Raw genomic sequence first — 23,703 nt, 5'->3', positions numbered from 1 at the left:
GACTATAAGTCATTTTTGTTGATCATACCAATAGGTCAAATCTAACAACCGTCGTTGTTGATGCACCCAACATCCTACATGACGAATGGTCGCCCTGTAGGATTTACAGAAGTGACTTTGTAAGCATTTCCAGTTTTCTCAGAACTAGTTTTACTCAAATTCTTTTGAAATGGCTTGCTCACTGCCAGTATCCAACTACCCATTAAAGCATATCCTGCTTCAGCTTGAAAAATGAATAAATTTGTCACAGATGATTGATTGTTACCTGTTCCATTTTGTAATGGCCTCCCTTTCACATGCGCTAAGTAATAATATGTCAATCAAGTCCTGCATTTATTGAGCAGAAAAATTCAAACTTTAAATAATATGTTCAATGCAGTAGTTCCTAAAACATAATAACTCCCTAAATTACATATATATTCGTACCATCAAGCGATATAAGACGATATCATTAAGTTATTGTTTTCCCTTCGAGGGGATAATGATCCTCGTATGAGAGGGGCAAATCGTGCATAGGGTGATCAAGTGAACATGCAAAAAATCAGGGAACTATTGGAGAGTTGGCAAATCAGTATTTACTTTGGCACGGTTATCGTGGCGATCATGATTTCTATGCTTTTATCTTGCACAACAATTCTTGAAGGCGCTGTAAATCCTGCATTAGCTCTGATGCTGTTTGTAACGTTCCTCCAAGTGCCAATTGCTGATTAGTGCAGTTTCGCTTTCTAGCAATTCTGCTTAGCGTGAATTTCATCATAGTTCCGTTACTTGTAGCGATTTTAATTCAATTCCTTCCCACTGATTCTATGGTACGACTTGGTGTATTGCTGGTTTTGCTCACCCCTTGTATCGATTATGTTGTAACCTTTTCACATCTTGGGCAAGCCGATGTCCGCTTGTTGCTGGTGGCTACACCTGCTCTTCTTATCATACAAATGTTACTACTACCCATTCATCTGGGCATCTTCCTTGGAGACAATGCCGCGAACTTAGTTCAGTTAGGTCCATTTGTTCAAGCGTTTATATGGCTCATTGCCTTCCTACTTATTCTTGCAATACTCGTGCAGCTATGGGCAGCACGCAGATTAACCGGTAAGCTTATTTCAATAGCACTTGGATTACTCCCTGTGCCCGCAACAGCTCTTGTACTGTTTTTGGTCATTGAAGCAGTGATCCCACAGCTTAGCCTTGCGATTAACGTGGTTTTAAAAGTAGTTCCTGTCTACATTGCTTTTGCAATTGTCGCACCTTTAGTTGGGTGGTTTGTCGCTCGACTGTTTCGACTAAATGTATTTGCCAGCCGAGCAGTAGCATTCAGCGCAAGTACTCGCAATTCACTCGTGGTCCTGCCACTTACCTTTGCAATCCCCTGGCGCGATTCCTATACTGCCTGCGGTCATCGTTACGCAGACACTCGTGCAAGTGATAGGTGAATTGATCTATGTACTTCCCAAATTAATGCACTCATAAATGTTGATACTTCGTATAGGACTCCTGTAATCACCAACAGTCGATAGCATCGTCTACATCACCGCTATATGATAAAAACAAACGATTTACTCAAGTTGTTAAAGACAATTATATTGCCCAAACCGTAAGGCAGTAAATACTATAGAAGAAACCATCACCTATATTTAGGGATGGCTTTAAAGGAACACGCCATGAATAAAATATTGTTTCAAGCACTGGAGCACGAATGTCTCATTTATTTATCTGGGAAAGAGGTGACGCAAGAACTGCTTCGCCCGTTGATTAATGAATTTCTTTCCACACAACTAGAGCATCTACTGTTAATCCTGGCCAAAGAAGAACAAACGACAAATGCAGTCAGTGATGTAATCGCCCATCAATTCACAGATACCCATGATATTTTAATTCATCGAGTGATACACCACCTTAACGACCTGCTTTATGAAACCATCTGCGTAATCATCCATAGTCAGATTGCCTACGTTAAACCCCTTACTGATCTCAAAGAGTTCTGGATTAAACTTTTTAGAAAGGAGCTTTTGATTTAAGAGTTCCTGACGGATTAAAAGCAGATGTGGTCCAATCTGGTGGCAATTGTCTTCGGTGAGGTAATAATTAATCGTTTTATTAAAGGTGTCCAGTAGTTTTTCGTCTGGTTTTTTAATAGTAAGACGCTCAATATATTTGCGGTATTTTTTATAGGACTCATTAGTTCTAAAATCATAGCCTTCAGGTTTACGTGGCCATTCGCGTACTTCTTCAAAATCAAAGAAATCAAACTCAGTGTCTGACTCTTCCTCGTCAGATGACTCATCAATCTCATCACCAAACAAGGAAATGACGTTGGTGTGGCCAAGGGCTACTGATGTTATCACTGGGATTGACAAATCAGTTGGTTTTGGATTGATGTTACCAGGTTTTAATGTGTCCGTGTTTATCAATGGTCTAATTGATTCATTATTTTTGTCTTGTAGTAAGGTACAGCCATCCACTATCGCCTGTGAGATACTAATATCTTTTTGATGTGCGATGTCTTTTAATGCGTTATAAGCTTCATCACTAATGGTGATGGTACGCAGAGTTTTCTCGACCAGATATTTTTTTTGATTCAGAGCACGATAACAGCGACTAAAAGCTTGAAGATCTACGAATTCATCAAGCCATAATTGAAACAAGAGGACTGTTTCTTCATCATTCGCGGTGTTTTTGAGTTTAGAAAAGGCCTGAATTGCCTGAGTTCTTATTGGGGGTCCTGTGGAATAACCACCAAAAGTGTTAATTCTGAATTAAACCGGCTACCAATCTGTAATAAGCAAAGATGGAAGTTTAACCCTTAGTTTGCATAATCAAAAGATAACCTTATCAAAAGCCATTTAGAAAATTTCATTCAATGTAAATTTTTTGCAAAATAAGTTGAATTAGAAAAAAATAAAACATCTTTTTTGTATAATATCTGGGCAGAGCAATATGAGTTTAACTATGTTAATAGAGCTTACATTGTATCCATTGTCCCCTATTTAAGAGGTTTATCATGCATGTTGTTTTGTTATTAGGGTCATCAACCGCAGGAAAATCATCACTGTGCAGAGAATTGGTTAAAACACATGAGTGGAAATCTTCGAGTATTGATGAAATGGTGGATAAAATTGTTAATATGAGTCCGAGTAATCTCAAATTATTCATGCTTGAGAAACTTAATGCATCGGGTGTTATACAAAACCTTCAAACACTAATGACTGAAGATGAACTTGTAACATTATGCAGTAGAGGGGTACTTACTATATCCAAAGGCAGTCATTTAATTACAACCCATGGATTTCCTAATCCCTTGCTTCCTAACCTCGAAGACGTCCTAAAAAAGGCGGGATTTATAGAAAGCGAAATATCTAAACTGGCTAAAGAGTTACGTTTTGTTACCAAAATCGATGATCCTACGGTGATGCTTTATGATGAGGTGTTCGATAAGGGCAATTCTGGGCAATCTATTGTTATTGATCTTGTGCCAAATCCAGATGAAAGCGCCAAAGAATGTTTAGAATATTTTAAAAAGCGTGCCCAGCAATATCGTGAAGAAAACCCAAGCGAAACATTAACCACTTCTATAGTTTTTGCTTATTGCCCAGTGCAGAAATTAAGTGAGCGTATTCAGGAGAGAAATCGTAAAGCGGACATCGATAATCCTATGGATAAACGGGAAGGATTATTTCCATTTCATCAGTTAGCAACGTTAGTCACGGCAGATAAATTATTTGATGATTCTTCTGAGCACGTTCTCTCAAGAAATGAATTGTTTTATATGGTCAATAAACATGCCAATACAGACAAAAATGGTGACTCCTTATTTTTAGAAAACCCTGTTGACATTGATGCGCTACAACAAAGTCACCACGAAGAAGTACAGATAGTAACCACCTCAGATCGGGTGGTCAAACTGCAGATCAACGATGATTCTCTGGAATTATCCTCCGATGATTTACCACGCATAGGCTCTAAAAAAACTATTGAGGAGTATAGTAAGCTAGCTAATCGGTTTGGTTTTTTTGAAAACCAAGAACGTGTTTCGCTTAATATTTCCAAAGGCATCGATTTTGATGCTGTTATTAATACTGCAAAAGGGAATCCTACCACACTCGCTAACGAATTTTTAGAGAAATTGGAAAAAAGTAAAATATCCCCTGAACATGTTTCAACACTATAAAAGTGTTGGCATAGGTTTCTTTATGATTTAAAATCAATCAATTAATCTTAATAATCAACATCAAGAGCTTTACCATGGTTTCATATTGAAAGGAGAGGGGTTAAATATTACTTGTTCTTGTTCCCCCTCTTCCGTCCTTTTAGGTTCTATATCCTTATTAGACTCAGTTTTTTCTTGTTTAGAGGGTTTATAAGGTTTGGGTTCCATTGAAAGTGGATTTGGAGCAAGAGTTCGCTCTTTTGTGACTTCATCTTTTTCTTGTGCTTTCGGACTGGGTATGGGCACTAAATTATTTGCTAGTCTTTGGATAAATGCATCGTATAGGGCTAATGTGGGCATGGTAATACTAAGAGAACGTATGTTTCCTTCCTCATCTTGAATGAGTTGTAAACAATCATCGTAAAGATTATTCTCTTCTTTAAATTCATGGAATTCTTTTATAATCGCTTCCATGAATTTTTTTAATTCTTTACTTTGCTCTTCAGTTAATTCCTTAGGTTCACAAAGCAATTTAATCGTAAGGGTCTTTGATGCGCGATCACTATCAACCAGCAATAGTCCTTTGGCAATCAATTCAGCAATTATTTCAGGGTCAAAACTAGATTCTAAATCAAGTTCTTCTGAACCAAACTCGCCTATTAATCCATCCGTAGTCTCAACTATGTTGCGTGGTCGAGCTAGAGATCTATCTTCACTTTGGCTTGCATTTTCCTCAGATGTCTTATCAGAGGAGGCACTATCACCTCCACCGCCGCCACCACCACCTCCATGTCCAGAACAAAGACGTTTAGGTACAATTTCTTTAAAACAAACCTTGCAACGTACTTTTGCTGTTTCATCAGCAGACTCTTTTTTTTCTGCCTCTTTATTTTTTTCTTTTGCTTTGGTTAATAGTTGTAACGTGAGTGTAGCTGAAGATATTTTTGGTTCTTCTGCTGTAGTTGATTCAAAGATATGCCGATGTTTTCCTTTGTCTTTTTTCATGAAGAAACCAATTTTAAATCTGTAATAATAGAGAAATTATATGTGAAATTAGTTCATTTAATTCTTTTTGCTGGAATTTTTACATTATTTTTACGGAAGAAGCTGTAATACTATAATAAATCTTCCTAAACACTGTGACACCTAATGTTCTACTTTATTATCACCATACCTTTTTTATTAGTTATCTTAAAACTTCTACTAACCAATATACTTGTTCCCCATTTCAAGAAAAAAGAGCTAAAAAAACAGTTAAGTCAGAATACAGATTGGTCAAGAATAGAAAAAAGGATTGGGATTTTGGAGACACTTTACAAAAAGGCTCGTGCAAAATCCTCTTCGATAAGGTATCGATTATTACATTTGATTCAAGATAAGGAGTTTATTTATGGAGAAATCGATTTTTTGTCGTTTTATACCATTCTTGAGCGAGCCACCCCTTCCACTCAGGATATTTTTTTTGACTTAGGTTCGGGCTCGGGAAAAGCAGTATTGAGCACTATGTTATTTTTTAATGTTAACAAATCTATTGGTATTGAGTTGTTGCCACCTCTGTATGAGCAATCGAATACCCTGCTTAAAAAGGCAATTCAACGATTTCAACAAATTGATGTTGAGAAAGAATACCTACCTCAAATGGAGCGCATTCAATTTATCAATGACAGTTTTTTACATTACGATTTTGGGGATGCTAGTATTATTTATGTGGCAGCCACTTGTCTTACTGATGCGACCTGGAATGAATTAATTTCAAAGATGGCTTGTCTAAAATCAGGAAGTCGAATTATTGTGGCCACTCGAATAATACATCATGAACAATTTGAACTTATTTATCAGGGCGTAGAATTAATGAGTTGGGGGCTATGTCCAGTTAGAATATATAAAATCATACACTAAACCGTTTGGCTGAATACAGCCCATAGGAAGTATAACTGAGAAGGAGTACTCCATAAACCAAACTCATTCCAGGAACAGCGAAATTACCGCATCGCATAAAAAAGAATAAAACCAAGGTAGGTGTTGCAGCTACAGCTAATAGACGACATGCGGCTTTAAATGGGAGTTTAAAGCTGAAAAAAATATCAGAAAACAACTGCACCAGTGCAGACAGTAAAAGTAACATAACCCCAAAAAAACCAAAATAAAATAAAATTATGCAGGGAAAAATAAGGATTTGCATCAACGTATTTAATCTGGAAATCCCAGTGGAATGAATCCACTCTTCGCCAGAGAGTATTCCATTAAGCCCTTTGTCAAAAGTACGTATATAAATGGGGTTGCCAATGTTGCTTTTAACCAAACCTAAAAACTGTTTATAACTAGGCGGTCTTAAAATCATTTTATTTTTGGTGATTAAAACCGTGAGTTGAGGGTATGCCTGATTCATATCAGACACTGTTCCTGTCGTATCGATTATTGAAACCACTTCTCCCTTGTTGTTTTTTATTAAATAGGGCATAGGTTGATCGTAAGTGATCTCGCCATTTTGCATGGTCAGTAGCGGGAGTGACTGTATGGGGAATAGAATCTCCTCCTTAAAAAAATGATTAAATTCTACGATTACCCGTCCAGATAAAGGAATGGCCCCCAAAATAATGAGGAATAAAAGATACCCCAGACCCAATCCCTGCCAACGCTTCACCACATCGGAATATAAAATAGAAGAATAGAACGAAGCGTAAAGAGCTTTACTATATTGTGATAAAGCAAAAAACCAATGATATAATCGTTCGTACATTAGTACCTCTTGGAGAATACTATCATTAGCTGTATTTTCCTGTATAACCAGCTCATGATGAGATATTTATTTTCTAATTGAAGTATCAACCTTTTTCTCCGATAGAAACATTTCGAGAACGTAAGTACAGATACAACGTAGTTTTAGAAATATCCAACTGTTCAGCAATTTTTTTAACAGGGATGGTTCCATTTTTATAAAGAGCTTCAGCAATAGCCGCTTTTTCCATTGCTGATTTTGACATGCCCTTGGGTCTTCCTCCTTTTCTTCCTCGAGCTCGAGCTGATTTTAACCCCGCTTGAGTTCGCTCTCGGATTAATTCACGTTCAAACTCTGCCAATGTTGCGAAAATACCAAATATCATCCGTCCCTGGGCAGTTGATGTATCAATTGGATCGTTCAGACTTATTAAGCCAACTTTTTTTTCAATCAATTTATTGGTTAAGTGAATAAGGTGAGCCAGATTCCTGCCAAGTCTATCCAGTTTCCAAATAACCAGGGTGTCATCTTCCCGAATGTTACGCATAATTTCTTCAAGCACTGGTCTTGCCGTTTTTGCACCACTGGCAATTTCTTCATGAATTTGATCACAACCGGCTTTTTTTAATGCATCCACCTGCATGGACAAAGATTGATCTCTAGTTGAAACGCGCGCATATCCAATTTTCATACAGTTTAGTCCATTTTACTAATAGAAAAACAATATTTTGAACCAAGATTTACTGAACCGCTTTATCTTACTAAAAATCAGCGTACAATGCGACCTTTGTTGACTAAAAAATTAGTTCACCCAAACCTCCGTTTTTTTGAACCAAAATATGTCCCTGAAAAATCGGTTGCAATTACTTACCGACGCAGAAATTGAAGATCTTTATGCTCGCCCAGAGTTTAATGCTGGCGAACGTGAGCTGTATTTTTCATTGAGTAGGGACGAGCTTACTGCGTTGAAGCAATATTCAACGACAAAAACACGGGTTGCCTTTATTCTGCAGCTTGCTTATTTTAAGGCCAAGCACCAATTTTTTACATTCACTTTTGACGATGTTCGCACTGATGTTGATTATATCCTTGAACGGTATTACAAAATAAAAAATGCCATTTTACCAAGCAGCATTACCAGGCAAAGTTTGAATCAGCAAAAAAACGTTATTCTAAACTTATTTGGTTATCAGGACTGGTCACCAAGGCAAGCTGGTTTAGTTGAAGCTCATCTCTGTGAATTGTTACGCTATTATCCAAAAGGTCACGATACATTTCGGCAATTGCTGGTTTATTTTGATAATCAAAAAATACTATTGCCAACCTATCGCAGTTTGCAAGATCTGTTTACCCAAGCATTTTCAAAAGAAAATGAACGGCTGGGCAAACTAATACTAGCAATCCCGCAAGCGCAACAAGACCAATTATCAAATTTGATTAATCGAGAGGATGGGCTCACTAAACTCAATGTCATTCGTGCCGATCAGAAAAGTTTTAAATATTCCTCCATCAAAGAAGAAGCAGCCAAAGCAGCAGAAATCCTGAGCTTATATAAATTTGCAAAGGAATTTATGCCAACCCTTCAGCTGTCCAAAAATGCCATTCGATATTATGCTGATTTGGCTGAACAGTATGCTGCCTCTCGATTACGACGACTTAATATAACGCAGCAATGGCTGCAAGCATTATGCTTTGTTTACCACCGCTATCACCAAATCATGGATAATTTGATAACAAGCTTTATGTTTCATATCAGAGCTATACTGGCTGATGCTACAAAACATGTCGATAAAGCACTGGCGGAATATAATGCAAGCCTAGTTGTTGATCTACCCAAATTGGCTCGTTTTATGAAATGGTTTCCCAATCGCAAATATGGCCTTAGCCATGAAGAATTAAATCATGAAGCCTATAAGATTTTACCAGAAAAGCAGTTTCCTATCATTGCAGAGTATTTAGTGGGTAGCACTTTTGACAAAAAGGCTGCCAGGAGAGATTTTTATTTGGAATCATCCCGTCTCTTCGCCCTTTATCTGCGCCCCGTATTACTCAATGTCTCGTTTGACTATTATAAAGAAGACAGCGACATCATGGACTTTATCGAGTTAATGAAAAATCATTACAGCCGAAAAAAAGGCCCATCGTCCTTTAAACTCCCCAAAGAGATGCAGGATTCTATTTCAAAAACCATGTTGCCTTATTTGAAAAAGAATGCGGATGATGAACATGTAGATCCCCATTTATTTGAATTTTTTGTGTATCACAAGATGTATCGCCGTTTGGATAAAGGATTACTCTGTTGCAATGACAGTGTGTCCTACTGTGATATCGATCATGATTTGGTTAGTGAAAGCTTGGTGGATGATGCCGAAAAAATTGCTACCGAGTTTGGCTATCTGAAAATTCCAATCTATTGTGACCAACGATTAGATGACGCAGTAAATGAGCTAAACAGTGCATGGGATAAGACCACCGGTCGTATTCGTCGTGGTGAAAACTTAGCATTCAACATTAAAGAAACTAAATCGGGAGAACAAGACTGGAGTTTGAGTTATGACAGTGTTGAAAAACTTGATGACAGTTTTTTTAAAACACTGCCACAAGTTGAAATTCCAGATATTATGATGCACATGGGGGATCGTACCGATATGTGGAGTGTGTTTACCCACATGAAAACGCGATATAATGTAAAAGTAAAACCTACCAAAACTGCTGTCAATGCATGTATCCTCTCAAATGCTTTCGGTATTAGCACTGAAAAAATGGCCGAAATGTCTGATCTGAAATTTAATCTATTACGTTCAACTCAAGAAGACTATATTCGAATTGACACAATGTGCCCTGCAAATGATAAGGCAAGTAACCTTGTACACTCACTGCCTATTTTCAAGTTATGGGACTTGATCGATAATAAAATACTGGGGGATGCTGATGGGCAAAAACTGGCGACTAGCGAAAGCACTATTCAATCACGGTATTCAAAAAAATACCTTGGGAAAGCACCGGGCATTTCTGTTTATACGTTAATAGCGAATTTTGACCCCTGGCCGGGATCCTGGTAAAAAAGGGTCATGTTCAATTTTTAATCCCTATTAATACCGAACTGTAATGGCATTGTCTGTCGTGACCTGGACAAATCAAAAACACCATAGCGGTTAATATTCTCCCTGAAATACGCTGATAAAATCGATAAATCATCCTTACTATATTTGACCTCTTCAGCAGAAAGCTGGTTCAAAACATTGGTTGTGTTGGCAACAGTGTAGAACATCACAGCATTAGCAACCATCCTGCCAAACGCAATAATTTTTTGCTGAATTATACTATTGTTTTCGTGAATAACGCCGTCCTTGCCAAAGGCGATCCAGTCAATAAAATCATTAAACTCTTCACTTTTACAAGTAGCTGCTTGAATCTTTTTACGAAGGTCAACATCAGCAATATAATTTAAAAGAAAAATGGTTCGCACCACTCGTCCCAATTCACGGAACGCTTGATGCAGCTTATTCTTCTTGCTATTGGAGCGCAGCTTTTTCAATATAGTTGACGCTTTGATTTTGCCACTTTGGATTGACATAACAACGCGCAACATATCGTAGTACATTGACTCTATGAGTTGCCAGTTGGGCTCTTTCGATGTAAAAATATCACTGATATGTTGGTATGATTTTTCATTCATTCCAGCTGGTCGGTAAAAGTTGAGATGCTTGAAACTACGTATTCTGGGCATAAGTGTTATTGCCAACAAATAGGCAAACCCAAATACCACTTCGTTTTGCGCATGTGTATCCCCATGGATTGTATCTGGACGTAAGGCTTCATCACTTTCATAAATCCCATCGAAAATGTAAATGGCCTCATAAACACCACACGGGATAAAGTTTCCAAACAAAGCAACATATTGATCAGAAACGTGATAATAGCCAATCCCTCCATATTTTCCATAGCGAATATGGTGCTCTGCCAGTAAATTATTGGTATACATATCCCAATAAGTCCCATCAACAGAAGCACTTTCACCATTGCCCCAAATATAAGGTAGCTCAAACTGTTTGTATGCCTTGATAATGACTTCACTAATTTTATTGAGACGAAGCTCAGTAATGTGGTGATTGAATAACCAAGCAATTTGTTTACGTGAATACTTTTTCAAGCATCGCTCAGCTTGAACTGGGCCTACATTACAACCATATGCGAAACTGGTAGCAATAAACCGCAAATCATAGTCATCAATTTTGGGTTCGTACCCTGATAAGGGCTTTAAATGGCGACTGATACCAAGCCAATTTTCTACGTCAGTAAGTACAGAGACGATATCTGTTAACGGCATTTTGGATGCTACTAAATTTGAAAATTTTTCTTGTTCTTGACTCACTTTCTTACTGATAGCTCTCTTTAATACTGGCTCACCATTGATAATGTTCAAATATTCATTATCGACAAAATTGCGATTCACCTTTTCAGCCGCTTGCTGATGTTCTACCTGTAGTTCTTTTACAAATAGCCAGGGATCGTCAGACTTACCTATCAGCTCAGTATAAGGCTTTAGGTTTTGGTAAAATTCATCCCATGGAATAAATTGTTTATTGGGATCATCGTTCTCATAGCTGTTAAGAGCAAAAGCATCGGCACAGTTAATTTCATCCATGGCAAATCTAAAAACAGCTAGCTCTAATTTCTGTTTATTAACGGTTCGAATTTGATTAGTGCAACGCTTGGTCTTGCCCTCGGTAATGAACTGAAACCACTGGTCATCAAGCCATTCCAAATTGTTAAACTCTTCTGGATTGATTTCAACATATTCTCCATGGCTTCGTTGGTGTGCCAATATGAATTCGACTAACTTTTCTACTAGCACATCTTTAGAAGCTGACTTGATCTCAATCTGCTTGAGTAAGCGAAACATAGTATGTCTTTTTACTTGATAATACTTCAGCATTAAAGGTAAATCGTTATCGTCAGCATAAGCCAGATATTGTTCGCAGGCTTCAATTGAAGCATCGATATCATTTGGTAAGCTTTGCTCAATTAGCACTAGTTTTTCTTCAGGTGTTTGGGCAGTTTGTTTGCTTGCGACGAGAACTTGTTTAAGGCTACCAATGAGTTGATCTGTTATTTTTTGGTTGGAGTTTCTGATTTCCTGCAGCGCTTCCGCTGCATCATTTTTTATTTTACGCAGCCAGCGTGCCAGCACAGTAACAATGCTATCAAGCGATTTTGCGTACTGATGGTATAACAACATAGCTGATAAAGCATATCTTTTGGCTTCTTTAATACGGCGCATATCGGCAATATCTAAAGCCATTGCTTCAGCAACATATTGATCTAAACGGTGTTCAGGAATATCAGAAAGATCAATTGGGGTTTCATCTCGCCACTTACGTAACTGATCCAGGTAATCAGTAAATTCTCGAATGTTTGCGACAGATGGTTTTTTCATTTCTTGTTTAAGATATTCCCAGCCACTGCTGAACTCATGGACTGGCGAAGTGGATAGCAATAACTGGTCAAAAAATTGCTTAGTCTCATCGGTAAGTTGGTCGCTGACTTTTTGATACAGTACCGAGCTAACTATTGTTCGAGCAGCACGTGCCAATCTGAGCAATGTTGAAAATGCCGGAATTTCAAAATTATTTTTGATAAGCTCTTCGAGCATATCATTGATAATGTCAGCTAAATTTTCTTTAATAGCCGCAGATTTTAAGCCAGCAGACTTCATTATTGACTTGCGTTGCTGCTTGCACTCATTAATAGACAGAAATTTGCGTATAACTGTTTTGTGACGCTTGCGTTGTTTTAGCTGCATGTAATTTTGTAGCTTTGCTTTATCTACTTTGATCTCAATGCAGTTTGCAATATATTCGATAATTGGTTTAGGTATTGTGTTGATTGAAATGTGATACCCTAAACATTGATAACATTTTAGCGAAAGCATAAAACCAAGCCGGCTATGAGGTGATTTCTCACTGGTGCTTTTATTGAGTAGTTCAAGCTCTGCTTTTGATGGCAAAAAATTCTGTTTGAGTTCTTGGTCGTCAGGATTTGGTTTCAATCTTGGATAAGCGGTTTCATGAATTGCAGTCATTGTGAATTTAAGGTATCTTTTGTGGTGGCCGAAAACATTAGTTTATGGCCATGATAAAATCAAGACTTTTGATCCTTATATTTAAAGGGTTTTAGACGGACGAATTTTAGGGGGTTTTTGGCCAGGTATGAAAGCAGGAATTTATGCCAGAGTTTCAACGCATGACCAACAGACGTTAAACCTACAAATTGAGGCAATGAAAAAATATGCTCAGGCGCGTGAATGGTATATTGAAAGTGAAATTACAGAAATTGGGTCGGGGGCTAAAGATACTCGGCCCCAACGTGAAGAACTTATTAACCAAGCTAAACGTCGGCAGATCGACGTTATCATTGTTTGGAAGTTGGACCGATGGGGTCGTTCAGTTAATGATCTTTTTCATACATTGAATGAGTTAAACGGATTAGGTGTTGGATTTATCTCTTTGACAGAAGCCTTAGATCTTACCACTGTTACAGGAAGGGCAATGGCTGGGTTACTTGCAATCTTTGCAGAATTTGAAAGAGAGATTTTGCGTGAGCGAGTGAAAGCAGGTATTGCCCATGCAAGACAAAAAGGGAAAAATCACGGTCGACCTACGACAATAAAAAAGTATGAATCTGAAATATATCATTTATTTGAGTCTGGATTGAGCAAATCTGAAATTGCTAAAAAGCTTGGCATTGGCCGAACATCGGTAAGACGAATTTTATCTGCACAATTACAGGAATTATAATGCTAATTATTTTTGGTGGACTACCAGGAACTGGTAAAACAACAATTTCTAAAGAAGTAGCCAAACGCTTAAAGGCCGCTTACTTAAGGGTGGATACTCTTGAGCAAACTTTAAAAAATTTAGAGGGTTACCCTGATTCATTATTAATAGGTTGTGAGGGTTATTTAATAAGCTATGCTATCGCGAAAGAAAATTTAGCCTTGGGCTTAGATGTTATTGCTGACTCAGTTAATCCAATTGCCATTACGCGCCATGATTGGCGCCAAGTAGCGAAAGAAGCAAATACCATTTTTGTTGAAATTGAATTAATTTGTTCAGATAAAAAGGAACATCAATGTAGAGTTGAAGGGAGAGAAGCAGATATATATGGTCATAAGTTACCTAAATGGGACGATGTTCTAAATAGAGATTATGAACCGTGGGAGTCAGTATCTATGTCAATTGATACTTCAAGACATACTGTAGATGAGTCTGTTCAAAAAATTATTGAGCATATTAAGTCGGAGGCTTAGTTCAGTGGAACCTACTATATTTTCAAGCAACACTGAATATTATGAGCAAAAATTTTCTAACTTAAGTTATCCCTCTACAATAATTGAGGATAAACTATTCGAAGGATGCCAATTTGTCAGTACAAATTTTTCTGAATCTCAGTTTATCCGATGTAAATTTATTGACTGTGAGTTCAAAAATTGCAATTTAAGTACAGTTCAATTCAAAGCGTCATCATTTAAAGATATTACTTTTTTCGAATCAAAAGTCACAGGCGTTAATTGGACTATGCTAAACTGGCCACATATTCGACTATCCAGCCCATTTCAGTTTTACAGTTCCATTATATCGCATTCAAGTTTTTATGGTTTGGAACTGCAAGAACTGGTGATTGAAGCATGTATTGCACATGATGTTGATTTTAGAGAGGCAGATTTAAGGCGCGCCAACTTTAAATTAACTGATTTTGAGAAAAGCCAATTTGTCCACACAAAATTGTATGCGTCTGATTTCACAGAAGCTCACAGTTATTCTATTGATCCCACTCAAAATGATATTAGAAAAGCAAAGTTCAGTTTTCCAGATGCGATTCATTTACTTGATGGATTTGATATCCAGATTATAAGATGATGAAAATTGAAAAATATAAACTTAAAAAGACTAGAACCAAAGATAACTACAATAGCTGAAATTAAACTCATTGCATCTAAGTTTGAAATGTCATTTGCAGAGGATCAAACGGAACAACTTTGGCGGAATTTTAGCCCAACTATAAAAAATATTCCAAATAAAAAAAATCACTTGAAATATTCAGTTCAGATTTTTCCTAATACAAATTTTTTCAAAGACTTTGATCCAAAAACTACATTTAAGAAATATGCCGCCGTAGAAGCCGATATTAGCAAAAATCTTCCAAAAAACCTGGAAGTGTTAACGATACCTGCAGGCCTTTATGCCATATTTACTTATATCGGTAAGCCTAGTGAAGCTGAAAAAACCTTTTATTATATCCATTATCAATGGCTAAAAGAATCTAGTTTTGAACTTGATGAAAGACCACATTTTGCGATAATGGGTGATAAATATATAGGAGAGCACCCTGATTCAGAAGAAGAGTTATTCATTCCTATCAGGTATCAAACCACTTCAAGCTAATAGTAGATAAGTTTTGGCTAAATTCAAGAATTTTTTGATTAGATTATTTTGATAGGTGTTCAGTGTTGCACACATACAAAACTATAATTTGTGCCTAATTTGAACATGACCCTTTTTTACCAGGATCCCGGCCGGGGGTCTAATAGACAATTTTTGGCGAAAGTCAAAGGCATAGGGAATGGATATCATACAGCGGTTTCAGTGGCTGTTAAAAAGTTTAATTTCTAGAATAAGATACTTTTTATATGCTATATTTATCAAATAGTTAATCTATTTTGGTTGTTATGAATTATAGAAAAAAATAGCTTATATGTAAAAATTGTCCATTAGTTTATTATTAATATTAATTTTTTGACGGTCATCAATTGCGCGTTTACTTCGCCGATTTGGTTTAGCCCATTTAAATAAAGAAGCTTTTTATGTAAAGAAATATTTGGATGGTATGTGTCATAATCGAAGCTTTAATGGGGATCGTTCAACTGCACACATTCTCAATTTTTTGGCAGCGGTATGGTCAAGAAACGCCTGGAATCACTGTCTTGTTGTCGGTTTCATATGAATTGCCCTGATATCTTTTAGGACTTTTTCTTAACACGTTAATATAGATTCAACAAGGGAATATAAAATGAGCCCATCTTTTATAGATGACAATAAAGACTGTTTCAAAATCGCATTTGATTACTCTCCCACAGGTATAGTACTCGCAACTTTAGATGGTTATTTAAATAAAGTGAATTCTGCTTTCTGCAAAATGCTTGGTTATGATAAGGACGAGTTGCAGAACATGCATTTTCGAGACATTACTCATCCTGATGATCTAGAAAGCAGCCTTGATAATGTTCAACAGTTAGTACACGAAAAAATTTCTCATTTTCAAATGACTAAGCGGTACGTTTGTAAAAATGGTCATATAACTTGGGCAAACGTCAATGTTTCCATGGCACGTGATGAATCACAAATACCTCTTTATTTTATCATTAATATCTTGGATAACAATAAACAAAAGGATATGGAAGCACAACTCGAGCGTAAAGCCTATTTTGATGAATTAACTGGATTAGTTAATCGTAATCAATTAGAACATCTTTTTGATAGGGTTCTTAGTACATCCCGACGTCACAATAGAAAATTTGCTGTTTTATTTCTTGATCTTGATAAATTTAAACAAATTAATGATACGCTCGGACATGCAGCTGGCGATCAACTCCTTAAACTAACGGCGGAACGACTTAAGAACTGTCACCGTTCTGATGACATTGTTTCAAGATTAGGAGGGGATGAGTTTGTTGTTATTTTAACAGATCTTAGTAGAGATGATTCAGCTGCTATTGCTGCTGAAAAAATCAAGAACTCACTATTACGCCCCGCCAAAATTATGGAGCATGAAGTATATATGGCTGTTAGTATTGGTATCAGTATTTATCCGACAGATGGAGTGCATTATCAAACACTAATTAGAAATGCTGATTCAGCACTATATAAAGCAAAAGAAAATGGTGGAAATAATTATCAATTTTATACTAACAAGCCTAATTTGAAAGACCATAGAACAATTGATTTTGAAAGCGCTTTGCTAGAAGCTTTGGATAAAAATGAATTTCAACTTTATTTTCAACCTAAGATAGATATTATTCAGAATCGTGTTATAGCTTTAGAAGCTTTGTTGCGCTGGCAACACCATGAATTTGGAACAGTTTCGCCTCAACAAATGCTTCCTTTGGCAGAGGAAACCGGACTTATCATTCAATTAGGTGACTGGATAATAAATACAGCTTGTGTACAAACTAGTTTATGGCAGCGAGCAGGATTTCCTTCTTTAACCGTATCAATCAATGTTTCACCACGACAGTTTAGACAGCCTGATTTTGCAGATAGCATCATCAAGGCATTAAATATAAGTAAATTAGCTCCTCATTTTCTTGAATTAGAGTTTAGTGAGAGTTTAGCGATGCAGGATCCGGAATATACACTACAAACTATTAATACCCTAAAAAATCTAGGTATAAAAATTACTATTGATAATTTTGGGACAGGGTATTCATCATTAAGATATTTGCAGCGTTTTGGAGTTGATCATATTAAAATAGATCAAACGGTGATACAAAATGCACACATCAATTCGTGGGATGCATCCCTTGTTGTTGCAATGATTGAATTGGCTAAGAATTTGCAATTTGAAGTCATTGTACAAGGTGTTGAAACAAAAGAACAGTATACGTTTTTGAAGAATAATGGGTGCGATAAAATGCAGGGTTATTATTTTAGTGTGCCCATGACTATAGATAACACAACAGAATTTTTAAAGGAATTCAAATTTTGATCGGGCCTTTGCATATATGGCCTTGTGCGCGCATCGGAGCTGCATTTTGAGAGTACTTCAATAAAATAGTAAATTTGGTTTAAGATCAAAGGTATCTAAGTATTAAAAGCGCATATCAATTTTACAATAGCAAGATTAACCTCTATGTTTGCTTTAGTTTCGGGTGTATCAAGGCCGTCAGGAACCACTAGTTAATTTTTCTCACGTTTTCTTATTCTACTAGTAAATGTTGCATTTTGGTTGAGGTGACACTGGTTTTATAAAGCAAATCATATGGGGTGAGCTTGATTAATCTGGTATTTTTGCCTCTCTCAGATTTACTTGGAACGTGCTTAAAGGCAAAAAATGAACATGAAAACAATAAGAGAAATACTTGAAGCTAAGCAAATCATTATTTATTTTTCTACAGTTATTATAGCTAGCATAATTGCTTTGCTCGTGCCGGCCACGAAAGTTTTTGCAAGCAGTGTAAACCTTACATTAGCTCTGATGCTGTTTGTAACTTTCCTACAAGTGCCACTTGCTGACTTTAAGCATGCACTAGTGAAGTTTCGTTTTCTCATAGTTCTATTTGTTGTGAACTTCATGGTTGTCCCGGTAATTGTAATCGCGTTAGTCCAATTTCTTCCCGTCGATCCAATGGTACGACTCGGCGTGCTGTTGGTTTTACTCACTCCCTGTATTGATTATGTCGTAACTTTTGCACATATTGGACGCGCCGATGCTCGCCTGCTGTTGGTGGCGACTCCTTCCCTTCTCATCTTACAAATGCTGCTTCTACCTATCTATCTTGGACTACTCCTTGAGGAAAAAGCTGCCCTCTTAGTTCATCTTGGCCCATTTATTGAGGCCTTTGTGTGGATCATTGCTATTCCGCTTGTGCTCGCTGCACTCATGCAGGTGTGGGCTAATCGAAAATCAACTGGCAAGCGGGTTTTAATAACACTTGGATTGATGCCTGTACCAGCGACGGCTCTTGTTCTATTCGTGGTCATTACGTCGGTAGTACCGCAGCTAGGACTTGCGACAGGCTCTGTTTTAAAAGTAATTCCAATCTACCTTGCCTTTGCTATTATTGCTCCTTGGGCTGGGTGGTTTATTGCTCGAATGTTCCATTTGGATGTGCCTTCCAGCCGGTCTGTAGCATTCAGCGCAGGTACACGCAACTCACTTGTTGTCTTACCGCTTGCTTTTGCGATACCAGGCGCTGTTCCTATTCTGCCAGCGATCATTGTCACTCAAACACTCGTGGAGTTAGTAAGTGAGCTTATCTACGTGCACTTAATTCCTAAACTAATGAAACAAGAATGACGTATTTAATATTTTGTACCTGATGCGATCAATTTCAGATCAACAATTCTAGCAAGTATCAGTGCGAAACACATGATTCTCAAAATACTACGATGATGCTTGCTATTAATAAGCTGTGAGAAAATATAATGTGGTGATCTTAGTGGTGGAAACAACACAGTCTGCTCAAAATAAAAACTATCATTTTGATGAAATTATTCATTTGATTAATTCTTCAAAAGAATTGGCATATCAAACAGTTAATTATGTATTTAATACATCTTCTATTTGATCTAATTAATATCAGCATACTTCGATCCTACGTTTTATTTTCTCTTCACTTCTAGATAAATTCATTTGAATTGGCTTGGGATGATACGGATATAATTACAAAGATAAAACATAAATTCACTATTAGGGGTGGTGAGTACGTAGACCCTGTTTTTGGACAACATTTAAGATTTTATTTAGAACAAATCGATTAACTATTAAATCAGATGGGAAATAGAAGCAGTTCATAACGCCGATAATGCTTAGAGGCGTAACTATTTATTGATGATAAGGCGGTTTTAGGCCTTGAATTGCTAATGATATTAAATGAAATGCTAATTAATGACGACTACATTATTGAATGTGGGAACTAATCTTGACCGAAAACAGGGTCTACGTACACACTAGGCCTGAGAGTATAAAAAAGTGTGAATATCGATTTAGCTCCCATCATTTAAGCTCTAATTTGTAGCTAAATCGATAAGATTATAGTTGGTGTAATCGCGCCATCATTATGTGGCCTTTGGTTCTTTTTCAAGTAACATTTTAGCTTCTTGGTATTCCCTTTTGACTTCCTCTTTTAATTGTTCAATTGTCGGTAAATGAAGTTGGTACTTTCGAGAAAATATCTGTTTGTTGTTTTCGGGCAAGGTATATTTCACTACAGCATCATTTTTTTCTGCGCAAAGAAGCAATCCTATTGTAGGATTATCATCATTTTGTTTAATGTCTCGATCATAATAATTCACATACATTTGCATTTGACCAACATCACCATGTGTTAGTTTATTGATTTTTAAATCATATGTTGCGCCAGCAGTTATGTGTTGTTGAGTCATAAAAGCCTCATTCTATCTCGTTCAGGTATCTTTTAATACAACATAATAGAAATGTCTATTCTGTAATGGTTATCACTATTCAGGAGACGCTATCATGTTTGAACAACTATTTAAACGACCTTACTACGTTAAAAGACATACCCAAGCTCCTTTTCTTGAGGAAAGAATACAATATCTTCAGTATCTTCAAGGACGTGGTAGAGTAGATCAAACGATACGTGATACAGCACAGTATCTATTACGCATTATTGAGTTTCTAGATTTGGAGTCAAAGCAAACAGCCGGCTTAGAAGAAATAGATCAAGCGGCGGATAAATGGGCTCGATACCAATCAAAACATCCACAAAAACGAAGGGAATTTTCCTTCTCAGCAAAAGACCATTTTACTTGGCATGCCATTCATTGGCTGCAAATGAATAACCGGCTAGCTGCACTTCCTGAAGAGAATATACCATTAATTACTAAAATTTTTGAACGTGGTGCAGCACTTAAACGTCATGCTAATTCGCCATTGTTAAAAGAGCGTCTTTTATATTTGGAGTATTGGAAAGTGAACGGTGCGGCAAAAGATGAACTAAGGTGTTTTGATCAATATTTATTGCGCATCATGGAGTATCTTGATTTTTATGCGCTGAGAATCGTTACTGTAAATGAAATTAAAAATGCCGCAGAGCGCTGGGCTAAAACTCAAAAAATCAGTAGAAAGAACACTATCTACTCCAAATCTGCAAAAGAGAAGTTTATAAGAGATGCTACACGCTGGCTTGATATGTTGGGATGTTTAAAAAAAGAACCTAAAGAATCCATTCCATTCGAAGTATATCTCACTCAATTTCTTGAGTTTATGCACAACGAACAAGGGCTTTCAGAAAACACCGTTAAATCAAGATTTTTTGTTCTAAAAGATTTTTTGATTCATATTGATAAAAAAGAAAAAGACTTTATAAACGTAACGCCATTGATTATTGATGAAATTATAATAAAAAAACACCAAATTGATAAATACTCTCGAAGAAGTGTTCAATCTTATGTGAGTATCCTCCGATCTTTTCTACGGTACGCAGAAACGAAACGATGGTGCCAAAAAAATTTGGCGGACAGTATCAAAGCACCACGTGTTTATCGTTATGAATCCTTACCCTATTCACCCAGTTGGGATGATGTAAAAAAGATATTAGCGGCCTCAAAGACAGATTGTCTAACAGATATTAGGGACCATGCTATTTTAATGTTGCTTGCAATTTATGGCTTACGATGCAGTGAAGTGACCCATTTATCTTTGGAAGATATTGATTGGAAAAACGAACAACTACATTTAAAACGAGCAAAAGCTTCGAAACCTCAAGTTTTTCCATTAATCCATTCGGTCGGTGAGGCCATTTTAAATTATCTAAAAAAAGTAAGGCCATGTTGCTCATTTAGGGAAATATTTTTATGTCGAAGAGCACCTTATCGCCCGCTAAAAAGCTGTACTGTTTTTGGTATTGTTAATAGGCGATTAAAACCTCTTCACCTGACGATAAAACATCAAGGCCCACATGCCTTGAGGCATGCTTGCGCCACTCATCTCATTAACGAAGGCGTATCTTTAAAAGAAATCAGTGATCATCTTGGGCATCAAGGGCTAGATACAACACGGATTTATGCAAAGGTTGATCTGGTCAATTTAAGAAAAGTGAGCGAAGGGATGAACTTAGGAGATTTATTATGAAACTGAGCGAACTTATTGAGCAATACATCAATTACAGAAAATCATTAGGTGAGAAATTTAAAACAAATGAAATGTATCTCAAGTCCTTTTGTAAAACTATGGGGGAATTAGCCACAATAGAAAATATTACAGAAAAAGAAATTAATCATTTTTCTTTACGACGATTCTCAACCCATAACCTCAGCATGGTTTGTTAAACACACAGCGATCTTGGGGTTTTATCAATATGCATTGAGACGAGGGTATGTTTCCAAAATTCCTTTGCCACAAACGCTACCTAAACGACCTCCACCCTTTGTTCCTTATATTTATTCAAAACAAGAGCTTAAAGACTTATTTTATATGGCCTTGAATTATCCAATCAACAAAAGCCATATTTCACCTGTCATGGTTCGTGCCGTATTAGTGCTAACTTATGCATTAGGCTTGCGACTACACGAAACGGTTGCCATTACTTTAGGCGATATTGATCGAGAAAATTCCGTTATCACTATAAAAGAATCCAAATTTTATAAATCTCGATTAGTTCCATTTAATTTGCAAATCAAAGAGTTTATTGACACTTATTTAGAATGGCGGATTAAACAACATCAAGCACAATTATCAGAGGCCCCCTTGTTTATTGGAAAAAACAACCAAGCATTTAATGCAGATACTATGCGAGGAATATTCCAGAGAATACGACAGCAAGCTGGTATCAAACGAAATGATGGTGCTCGCTATCAACCAAGAATACATGATCTCAGGCATACATTTGCTGTGAATAGACTAACCCTTTGGTATAAAGAAAATGAAAATGTTCAACAGTTGTTGCCTGTCTTGTCAGTGTACCTTGGACACAAATATCTTGTTCATACAACTGCTTACTTGACGATGACTGACAACTTACTTCATGAGGCTAACAAACGTTTCGAGCGATATATTACGGGAGAGAAGAAATGAAAAATTCTTATTATATCAGTTCATGGATTCGACGCTTTTTACAAGAGTACTTGATTAGTATTCGAAATTTATCCAAAAATACGCAACAAAGCTATCGTGATACATTTCGACTAATGCTGCCGTTTATTGCGAAGAAAAATAAAAAGTCTATTGAGAACTTATTGATTGATGACATGACGGCAGAAATAACAAAGGACTTTCTTTGGGATTTAGAAACAAATCGACATTCTTCTTTATCCACTAGAAACCAACGTCTCTCCATGATTCATGCCTTCGCCAAATTTATTGGGTTAAATAGTCCTGAACATATTGAATGGTGTCGTCAGATGCAAATGATACCCTTTAAGAAAACAGGCAGAACACTGATTACCTATCTTGAACGTTCTGAAATGGAAGCTTTACTTAATGCATCAGATAAAACCACTGAACAAGGTCAGCGTGATTATACGTTGCTACTGTTTCTTTACAACACAGGTGCTCGGGCCGATGAAGCAGCGCAGCTTCTAATTGATGATCTTCATATTGCCTATACAAAAAGAGACTTATCTACAGTACTCATTCGTGGAAAAGGCAATAAATTAAGGCGCTGTCCGTTATGGGAAAAAACGGTTACAGAGCTTAAAAGGGTAATCCAATCTCGAGAGCCTCTAGAGCATGTTTTCCTCAATCGGTGTAAGCAACCTATTACACGTTTTGGTATTCATACTTTAGTAAAACGACATGTCGAAAAAATTTTACCTATTTTCCCTGATATAACCAAGAAAAAAGTCAGTCCTCACACCATTCGCCATACTACCGCCACACATTTATTGCAGTCTGGTGTTGACATTAATACAATTAGAGCGTGGTTAGGCCATGTTTCTATTAATACAACGAATGTTTATGCGGAAGTTGATTTGGAAATGAAAGCAAAAGCGCTAGCTTGTTGTGAAGTTACTGGTGAAAAGAAAAAAGTAAAGCCATGGCGAGATGATAAAGATCTCATGAGCTTTCTAGATTCTCTTTGAGTAGAAAGCAA

The 23,703-nt window shown here is 36.9% G+C and carries 22 protein-coding genes; 15 read left to right on the top strand and 7 right to left on the bottom strand.

All coding sequences use genetic code 11. From position 1 onward, the window contains the following. Nucleotides 1-74: 74 nt before the first annotated feature. The gene (locus Lwal_RS04480) at nt 75-320 is read right to left on the bottom strand and encodes a hypothetical protein (protein WP_058479716.1); all 246 of its coding nucleotides are present in this window, start codon (nt 318-320) and stop codon (nt 75-77) included. A gap of 211 nt (nt 321-531) precedes the next feature. On the opposite strand from Lwal_RS04480, the gene Lwal_RS17795 reads away from it, so the two are divergent. Together Lwal_RS17795 and Lwal_RS04475 are read left to right on the top strand one after the other, a co-directional pair. Beyond that, a complete protein-coding gene (locus Lwal_RS17795; RefSeq protein WP_197697706.1) occupies nt 532-711 on the top strand; it encodes a hypothetical protein in 180 nt (59 codons plus the stop codon). Nucleotides 712-743: 32 nt separating this feature from the next. After that, entirely contained in the window at nt 744-1,433 is a 690-nt protein-coding gene (locus Lwal_RS04475; RefSeq protein WP_197697705.1) for a hypothetical protein, read from the top strand. 438 nt (nt 1,434-1,871) lie between these two features. Here Lwal_RS04475 and Lwal_RS17255 read toward each other — a convergent pair whose 3' ends face one another. Then, nucleotides 1,872-2,645, bottom strand: coding sequence for a hypothetical protein (locus tag Lwal_RS17255; RefSeq protein WP_058479715.1), 774 nt, complete (start codon nt 2,643-2,645; stop codon nt 1,872-1,874). A gap of 356 nt (nt 2,646-3,001) precedes the next feature. Here Lwal_RS17255 and Lwal_RS04465 point away from each other — a divergent pair, with 356 nt between their 5' ends. Then, the gene (locus Lwal_RS04465) at nt 3,002-4,168 is read left to right on the top strand and encodes a hypothetical protein (RefSeq protein ID WP_058479714.1); all 1,167 of its coding nucleotides are present in this window, start codon (nt 3,002-3,004) and stop codon (nt 4,166-4,168) included. 69 nt (nt 4,169-4,237) lie between these two features. Here Lwal_RS04465 and Lwal_RS04460 read toward each other — a convergent pair whose 3' ends face one another. Continuing rightward, nucleotides 4,238-5,152: a hypothetical protein gene (locus Lwal_RS04460; RefSeq protein WP_058479713.1), complete on the bottom strand. Its 915-nt coding sequence runs from the start codon at nt 5,150-5,152 to the stop codon at nt 4,238-4,240. A 144-nt stretch (nt 5,153-5,296) separates the two neighbouring features. On the opposite strand from Lwal_RS04460, the gene Lwal_RS04455 reads away from it, so the two are divergent. Further along, nucleotides 5,297-6,046: a class I SAM-dependent methyltransferase gene (locus Lwal_RS04455; protein ID WP_058479712.1), complete on the top strand. Its 750-nt coding sequence runs from the start codon at nt 5,297-5,299 to the stop codon at nt 6,044-6,046. Here Lwal_RS04455 and Lwal_RS04450 read toward each other — a convergent pair. Further along, nucleotides 6,036-6,887: a DUF1189 family protein gene (locus tag Lwal_RS04450; protein WP_058479711.1), complete on the bottom strand. Its 852-nt coding sequence runs from the start codon at nt 6,885-6,887 to the stop codon at nt 6,036-6,038. The genes Lwal_RS04455 and Lwal_RS04450 overlap by 11 nt on opposite strands. 85 nt (nt 6,888-6,972) lie before the next feature. Further along, a complete protein-coding gene (locus Lwal_RS04445; RefSeq protein ID WP_058479710.1) occupies nt 6,973-7,557 on the bottom strand; it encodes a recombinase family protein in 585 nt (194 codons plus the stop codon). Between the two features lie 148 nt (nt 7,558-7,705). Between Lwal_RS04445 and Lwal_RS04440 the strand changes: the two genes are divergently transcribed. Beyond that, entirely contained in the window at nt 7,706-9,928 is a 2,223-nt protein-coding gene (locus Lwal_RS04440) for a DUF4158 domain-containing protein (protein WP_058479709.1), read from the top strand. A 20-nt stretch (nt 9,929-9,948) separates the two neighbouring features. Here the strand turns inward: Lwal_RS04440 and Lwal_RS04435 are convergent, their stop codons facing one another. Next, the gene (locus Lwal_RS04435) at nt 9,949-12,951 is read right to left on the bottom strand and encodes a Tn3 family transposase (protein WP_058479708.1); all 3,003 of its coding nucleotides are present in this window, start codon (nt 12,949-12,951) and stop codon (nt 9,949-9,951) included. A gap of 127 nt (nt 12,952-13,078) precedes the next feature. Between Lwal_RS04435 and Lwal_RS04430 the strand changes: the two genes are divergently transcribed. The 6 genes from Lwal_RS04430 (at nt 13,079) to Lwal_RS04405 (ending at nt 18,944) form a co-directional block, all read left to right on the top strand. Then, nucleotides 13,079-13,666, top strand: a complete 588-nt coding sequence (locus tag Lwal_RS04430; protein WP_058479707.1) for a recombinase family protein — start codon at nt 13,079-13,081, stop codon at nt 13,664-13,666. After that, nucleotides 13,666-14,178: a P-loop nucleotide/nucleoside kinase family protein gene (locus tag Lwal_RS04425; protein WP_058479706.1), complete on the top strand. Its 513-nt coding sequence runs from the start codon at nt 13,666-13,668 to the stop codon at nt 14,176-14,178. The genes Lwal_RS04430 and Lwal_RS04425 overlap by 1 nt, the downstream gene beginning before the upstream one ends. A gap of 4 nt (nt 14,179-14,182) precedes the next feature. Continuing rightward, entirely contained in the window at nt 14,183-14,788 is a 606-nt protein-coding gene (locus Lwal_RS04420) for a pentapeptide repeat-containing protein (protein ID WP_058479705.1), read from the top strand. 6 nt (nt 14,789-14,794) lie between these two features. Then, a complete protein-coding gene (locus Lwal_RS04415; protein ID WP_058479704.1) occupies nt 14,795-15,313 on the top strand; it encodes a GyrI-like domain-containing protein in 519 nt (172 codons plus the stop codon). A 625-nt stretch (nt 15,314-15,938) separates the two neighbouring features. Then, on the top strand, nt 15,939-17,633 hold the full coding sequence (locus Lwal_RS04410; protein ID WP_058479703.1) for a sensor domain-containing protein: 1,695 nt from the start codon (nt 15,939-15,941) through the stop codon (nt 17,631-17,633). A gap of 345 nt (nt 17,634-17,978) precedes the next feature. Further along, nucleotides 17,979-18,944 carry an arsenic resistance protein gene (locus tag Lwal_RS04405; RefSeq protein WP_197697704.1) on the top strand — a complete coding sequence of 322 codons (966 nt, stop codon included), beginning with the start codon at nt 17,979-17,981 and terminating at the stop codon, nt 18,942-18,944. 761 nt (nt 18,945-19,705) lie between these two features. Here the strand turns inward: Lwal_RS04405 and Lwal_RS04400 are convergent. Then, complete coding sequence (locus tag Lwal_RS04400; RefSeq protein ID WP_058479702.1) at nt 19,706-20,032, bottom strand: PDDEXK nuclease domain-containing protein; 327 nt, start codon at nt 20,030-20,032, stop codon at nt 19,706-19,708. Nucleotides 20,033-20,126: 94 nt separating this feature from the next. Between Lwal_RS04400 and Lwal_RS04395 the strand changes: the two genes are divergently transcribed. The 4 genes from Lwal_RS04395 to Lwal_RS04380 are packed head-to-tail and all read left to right on the top strand — an operon-like array spanning nt 20,127 to nt 23,692. Beyond that, nucleotides 20,127-21,743, top strand: a complete 1,617-nt coding sequence (locus tag Lwal_RS04395) for a site-specific integrase (protein WP_058479701.1) — start codon at nt 20,127-20,129, stop codon at nt 21,741-21,743. Next, on the top strand, nt 21,740-21,940 hold the full coding sequence (locus tag Lwal_RS17790; RefSeq protein WP_058479700.1) for a hypothetical protein: 201 nt from the start codon (nt 21,740-21,742) through the stop codon (nt 21,938-21,940). Before Lwal_RS04395 ends, Lwal_RS17790 begins: the two co-directional genes overlap by 4 nt. Before the next feature lie 13 nt (nt 21,941-21,953). Next, complete coding sequence (locus Lwal_RS04385; RefSeq protein ID WP_197697703.1) at nt 21,954-22,685, top strand: tyrosine-type recombinase/integrase; 732 nt, start codon at nt 21,954-21,956, stop codon at nt 22,683-22,685. Then, the gene (locus Lwal_RS04380) at nt 22,682-23,692 is read left to right on the top strand and encodes a tyrosine-type recombinase/integrase (RefSeq protein WP_058479698.1); all 1,011 of its coding nucleotides are present in this window, start codon (nt 22,682-22,684) and stop codon (nt 23,690-23,692) included. Before Lwal_RS04385 ends, Lwal_RS04380 begins: the two co-directional genes overlap by 4 nt. Nucleotides 23,693-23,703: the final 11 nt, after the last annotated feature.

It is taken from the genome of Legionella waltersii, assembly GCF_001468085.1.
Classification (GTDB): Bacteria; Pseudomonadota; Gammaproteobacteria; order Legionellales; family Legionellaceae; genus Legionella; species Legionella waltersii.
This window is presented reverse-complemented; position numbering and strand designations above follow the sequence as displayed.

Bases quoted from the DNA above. Each gene is read 5' to 3' on its own strand.
- Lwal_RS04465 (WP_058479714.1), top strand. From the start codon at position 3,002: ATGCATGTTGTTTTGTTATTAGGGTCATCAACCGCAGGAAAATCATCA.
- Lwal_RS04430 (WP_058479707.1), top strand. From the start codon at position 13,079: ATGAAAGCAGGAATTTATGCCAGAGTTTCAACGCATGACCAACAGACG.
- Lwal_RS04460 (WP_058479713.1), bottom strand. From the start codon at position 5,152: ATGAAAAAAGACAAAGGAAAACATCGGCATATCTTTGAATCAACTACA.
- Lwal_RS04445 (WP_058479710.1), bottom strand. From the start codon at position 7,557: ATGAAAATTGGATATGCGCGCGTTTCAACTAGAGATCAATCTTTGTCC.
- Lwal_RS04435 (WP_058479708.1), bottom strand. From the start codon at position 12,951: ATGACTGCAATTCATGAAACCGCTTATCCAAGATTGAAACCAAATCCT.
- Lwal_RS17790 (WP_058479700.1), top strand. From the start codon at position 21,740: ATGAAACTGAGCGAACTTATTGAGCAATACATCAATTACAGAAAATCA.
- Lwal_RS17795 (WP_197697706.1), top strand. From the start codon at position 532: ATGCAAAAAATCAGGGAACTATTGGAGAGTTGGCAAATCAGTATTTAC.
- Lwal_RS04455 (WP_058479712.1), top strand. From the start codon at position 5,297: ATGTTCTACTTTATTATCACCATACCTTTTTTATTAGTTATCTTAAAA.
- Lwal_RS04450 (WP_058479711.1), bottom strand. From the start codon at position 6,887: ATGTACGAACGATTATATCATTGGTTTTTTGCTTTATCACAATATAGT.
- Lwal_RS04425 (WP_058479706.1), top strand. From the start codon at position 13,666: ATGCTAATTATTTTTGGTGGACTACCAGGAACTGGTAAAACAACAATT.
- Lwal_RS04400 (WP_058479702.1), bottom strand. From the start codon at position 20,032: ATGACTCAACAACACATAACTGCTGGCGCAACATATGATTTAAAAATC.
- Lwal_RS04380 (WP_058479698.1), top strand. From the start codon at position 22,682: ATGAAAAATTCTTATTATATCAGTTCATGGATTCGACGCTTTTTACAA.
- Lwal_RS04440 (WP_058479709.1), top strand. From the start codon at position 7,706: ATGTCCCTGAAAAATCGGTTGCAATTACTTACCGACGCAGAAATTGAA.
- Lwal_RS04405 (WP_197697704.1), top strand. From the start codon at position 17,979: ATGAACATGAAAACAATAAGAGAAATACTTGAAGCTAAGCAAATCATT.
- Lwal_RS04395 (WP_058479701.1), top strand. From the start codon at position 20,127: ATGTTTGAACAACTATTTAAACGACCTTACTACGTTAAAAGACATACC.
- Lwal_RS04410 (WP_058479703.1), top strand. From the start codon at position 15,939: ATGAGCCCATCTTTTATAGATGACAATAAAGACTGTTTCAAAATCGCA.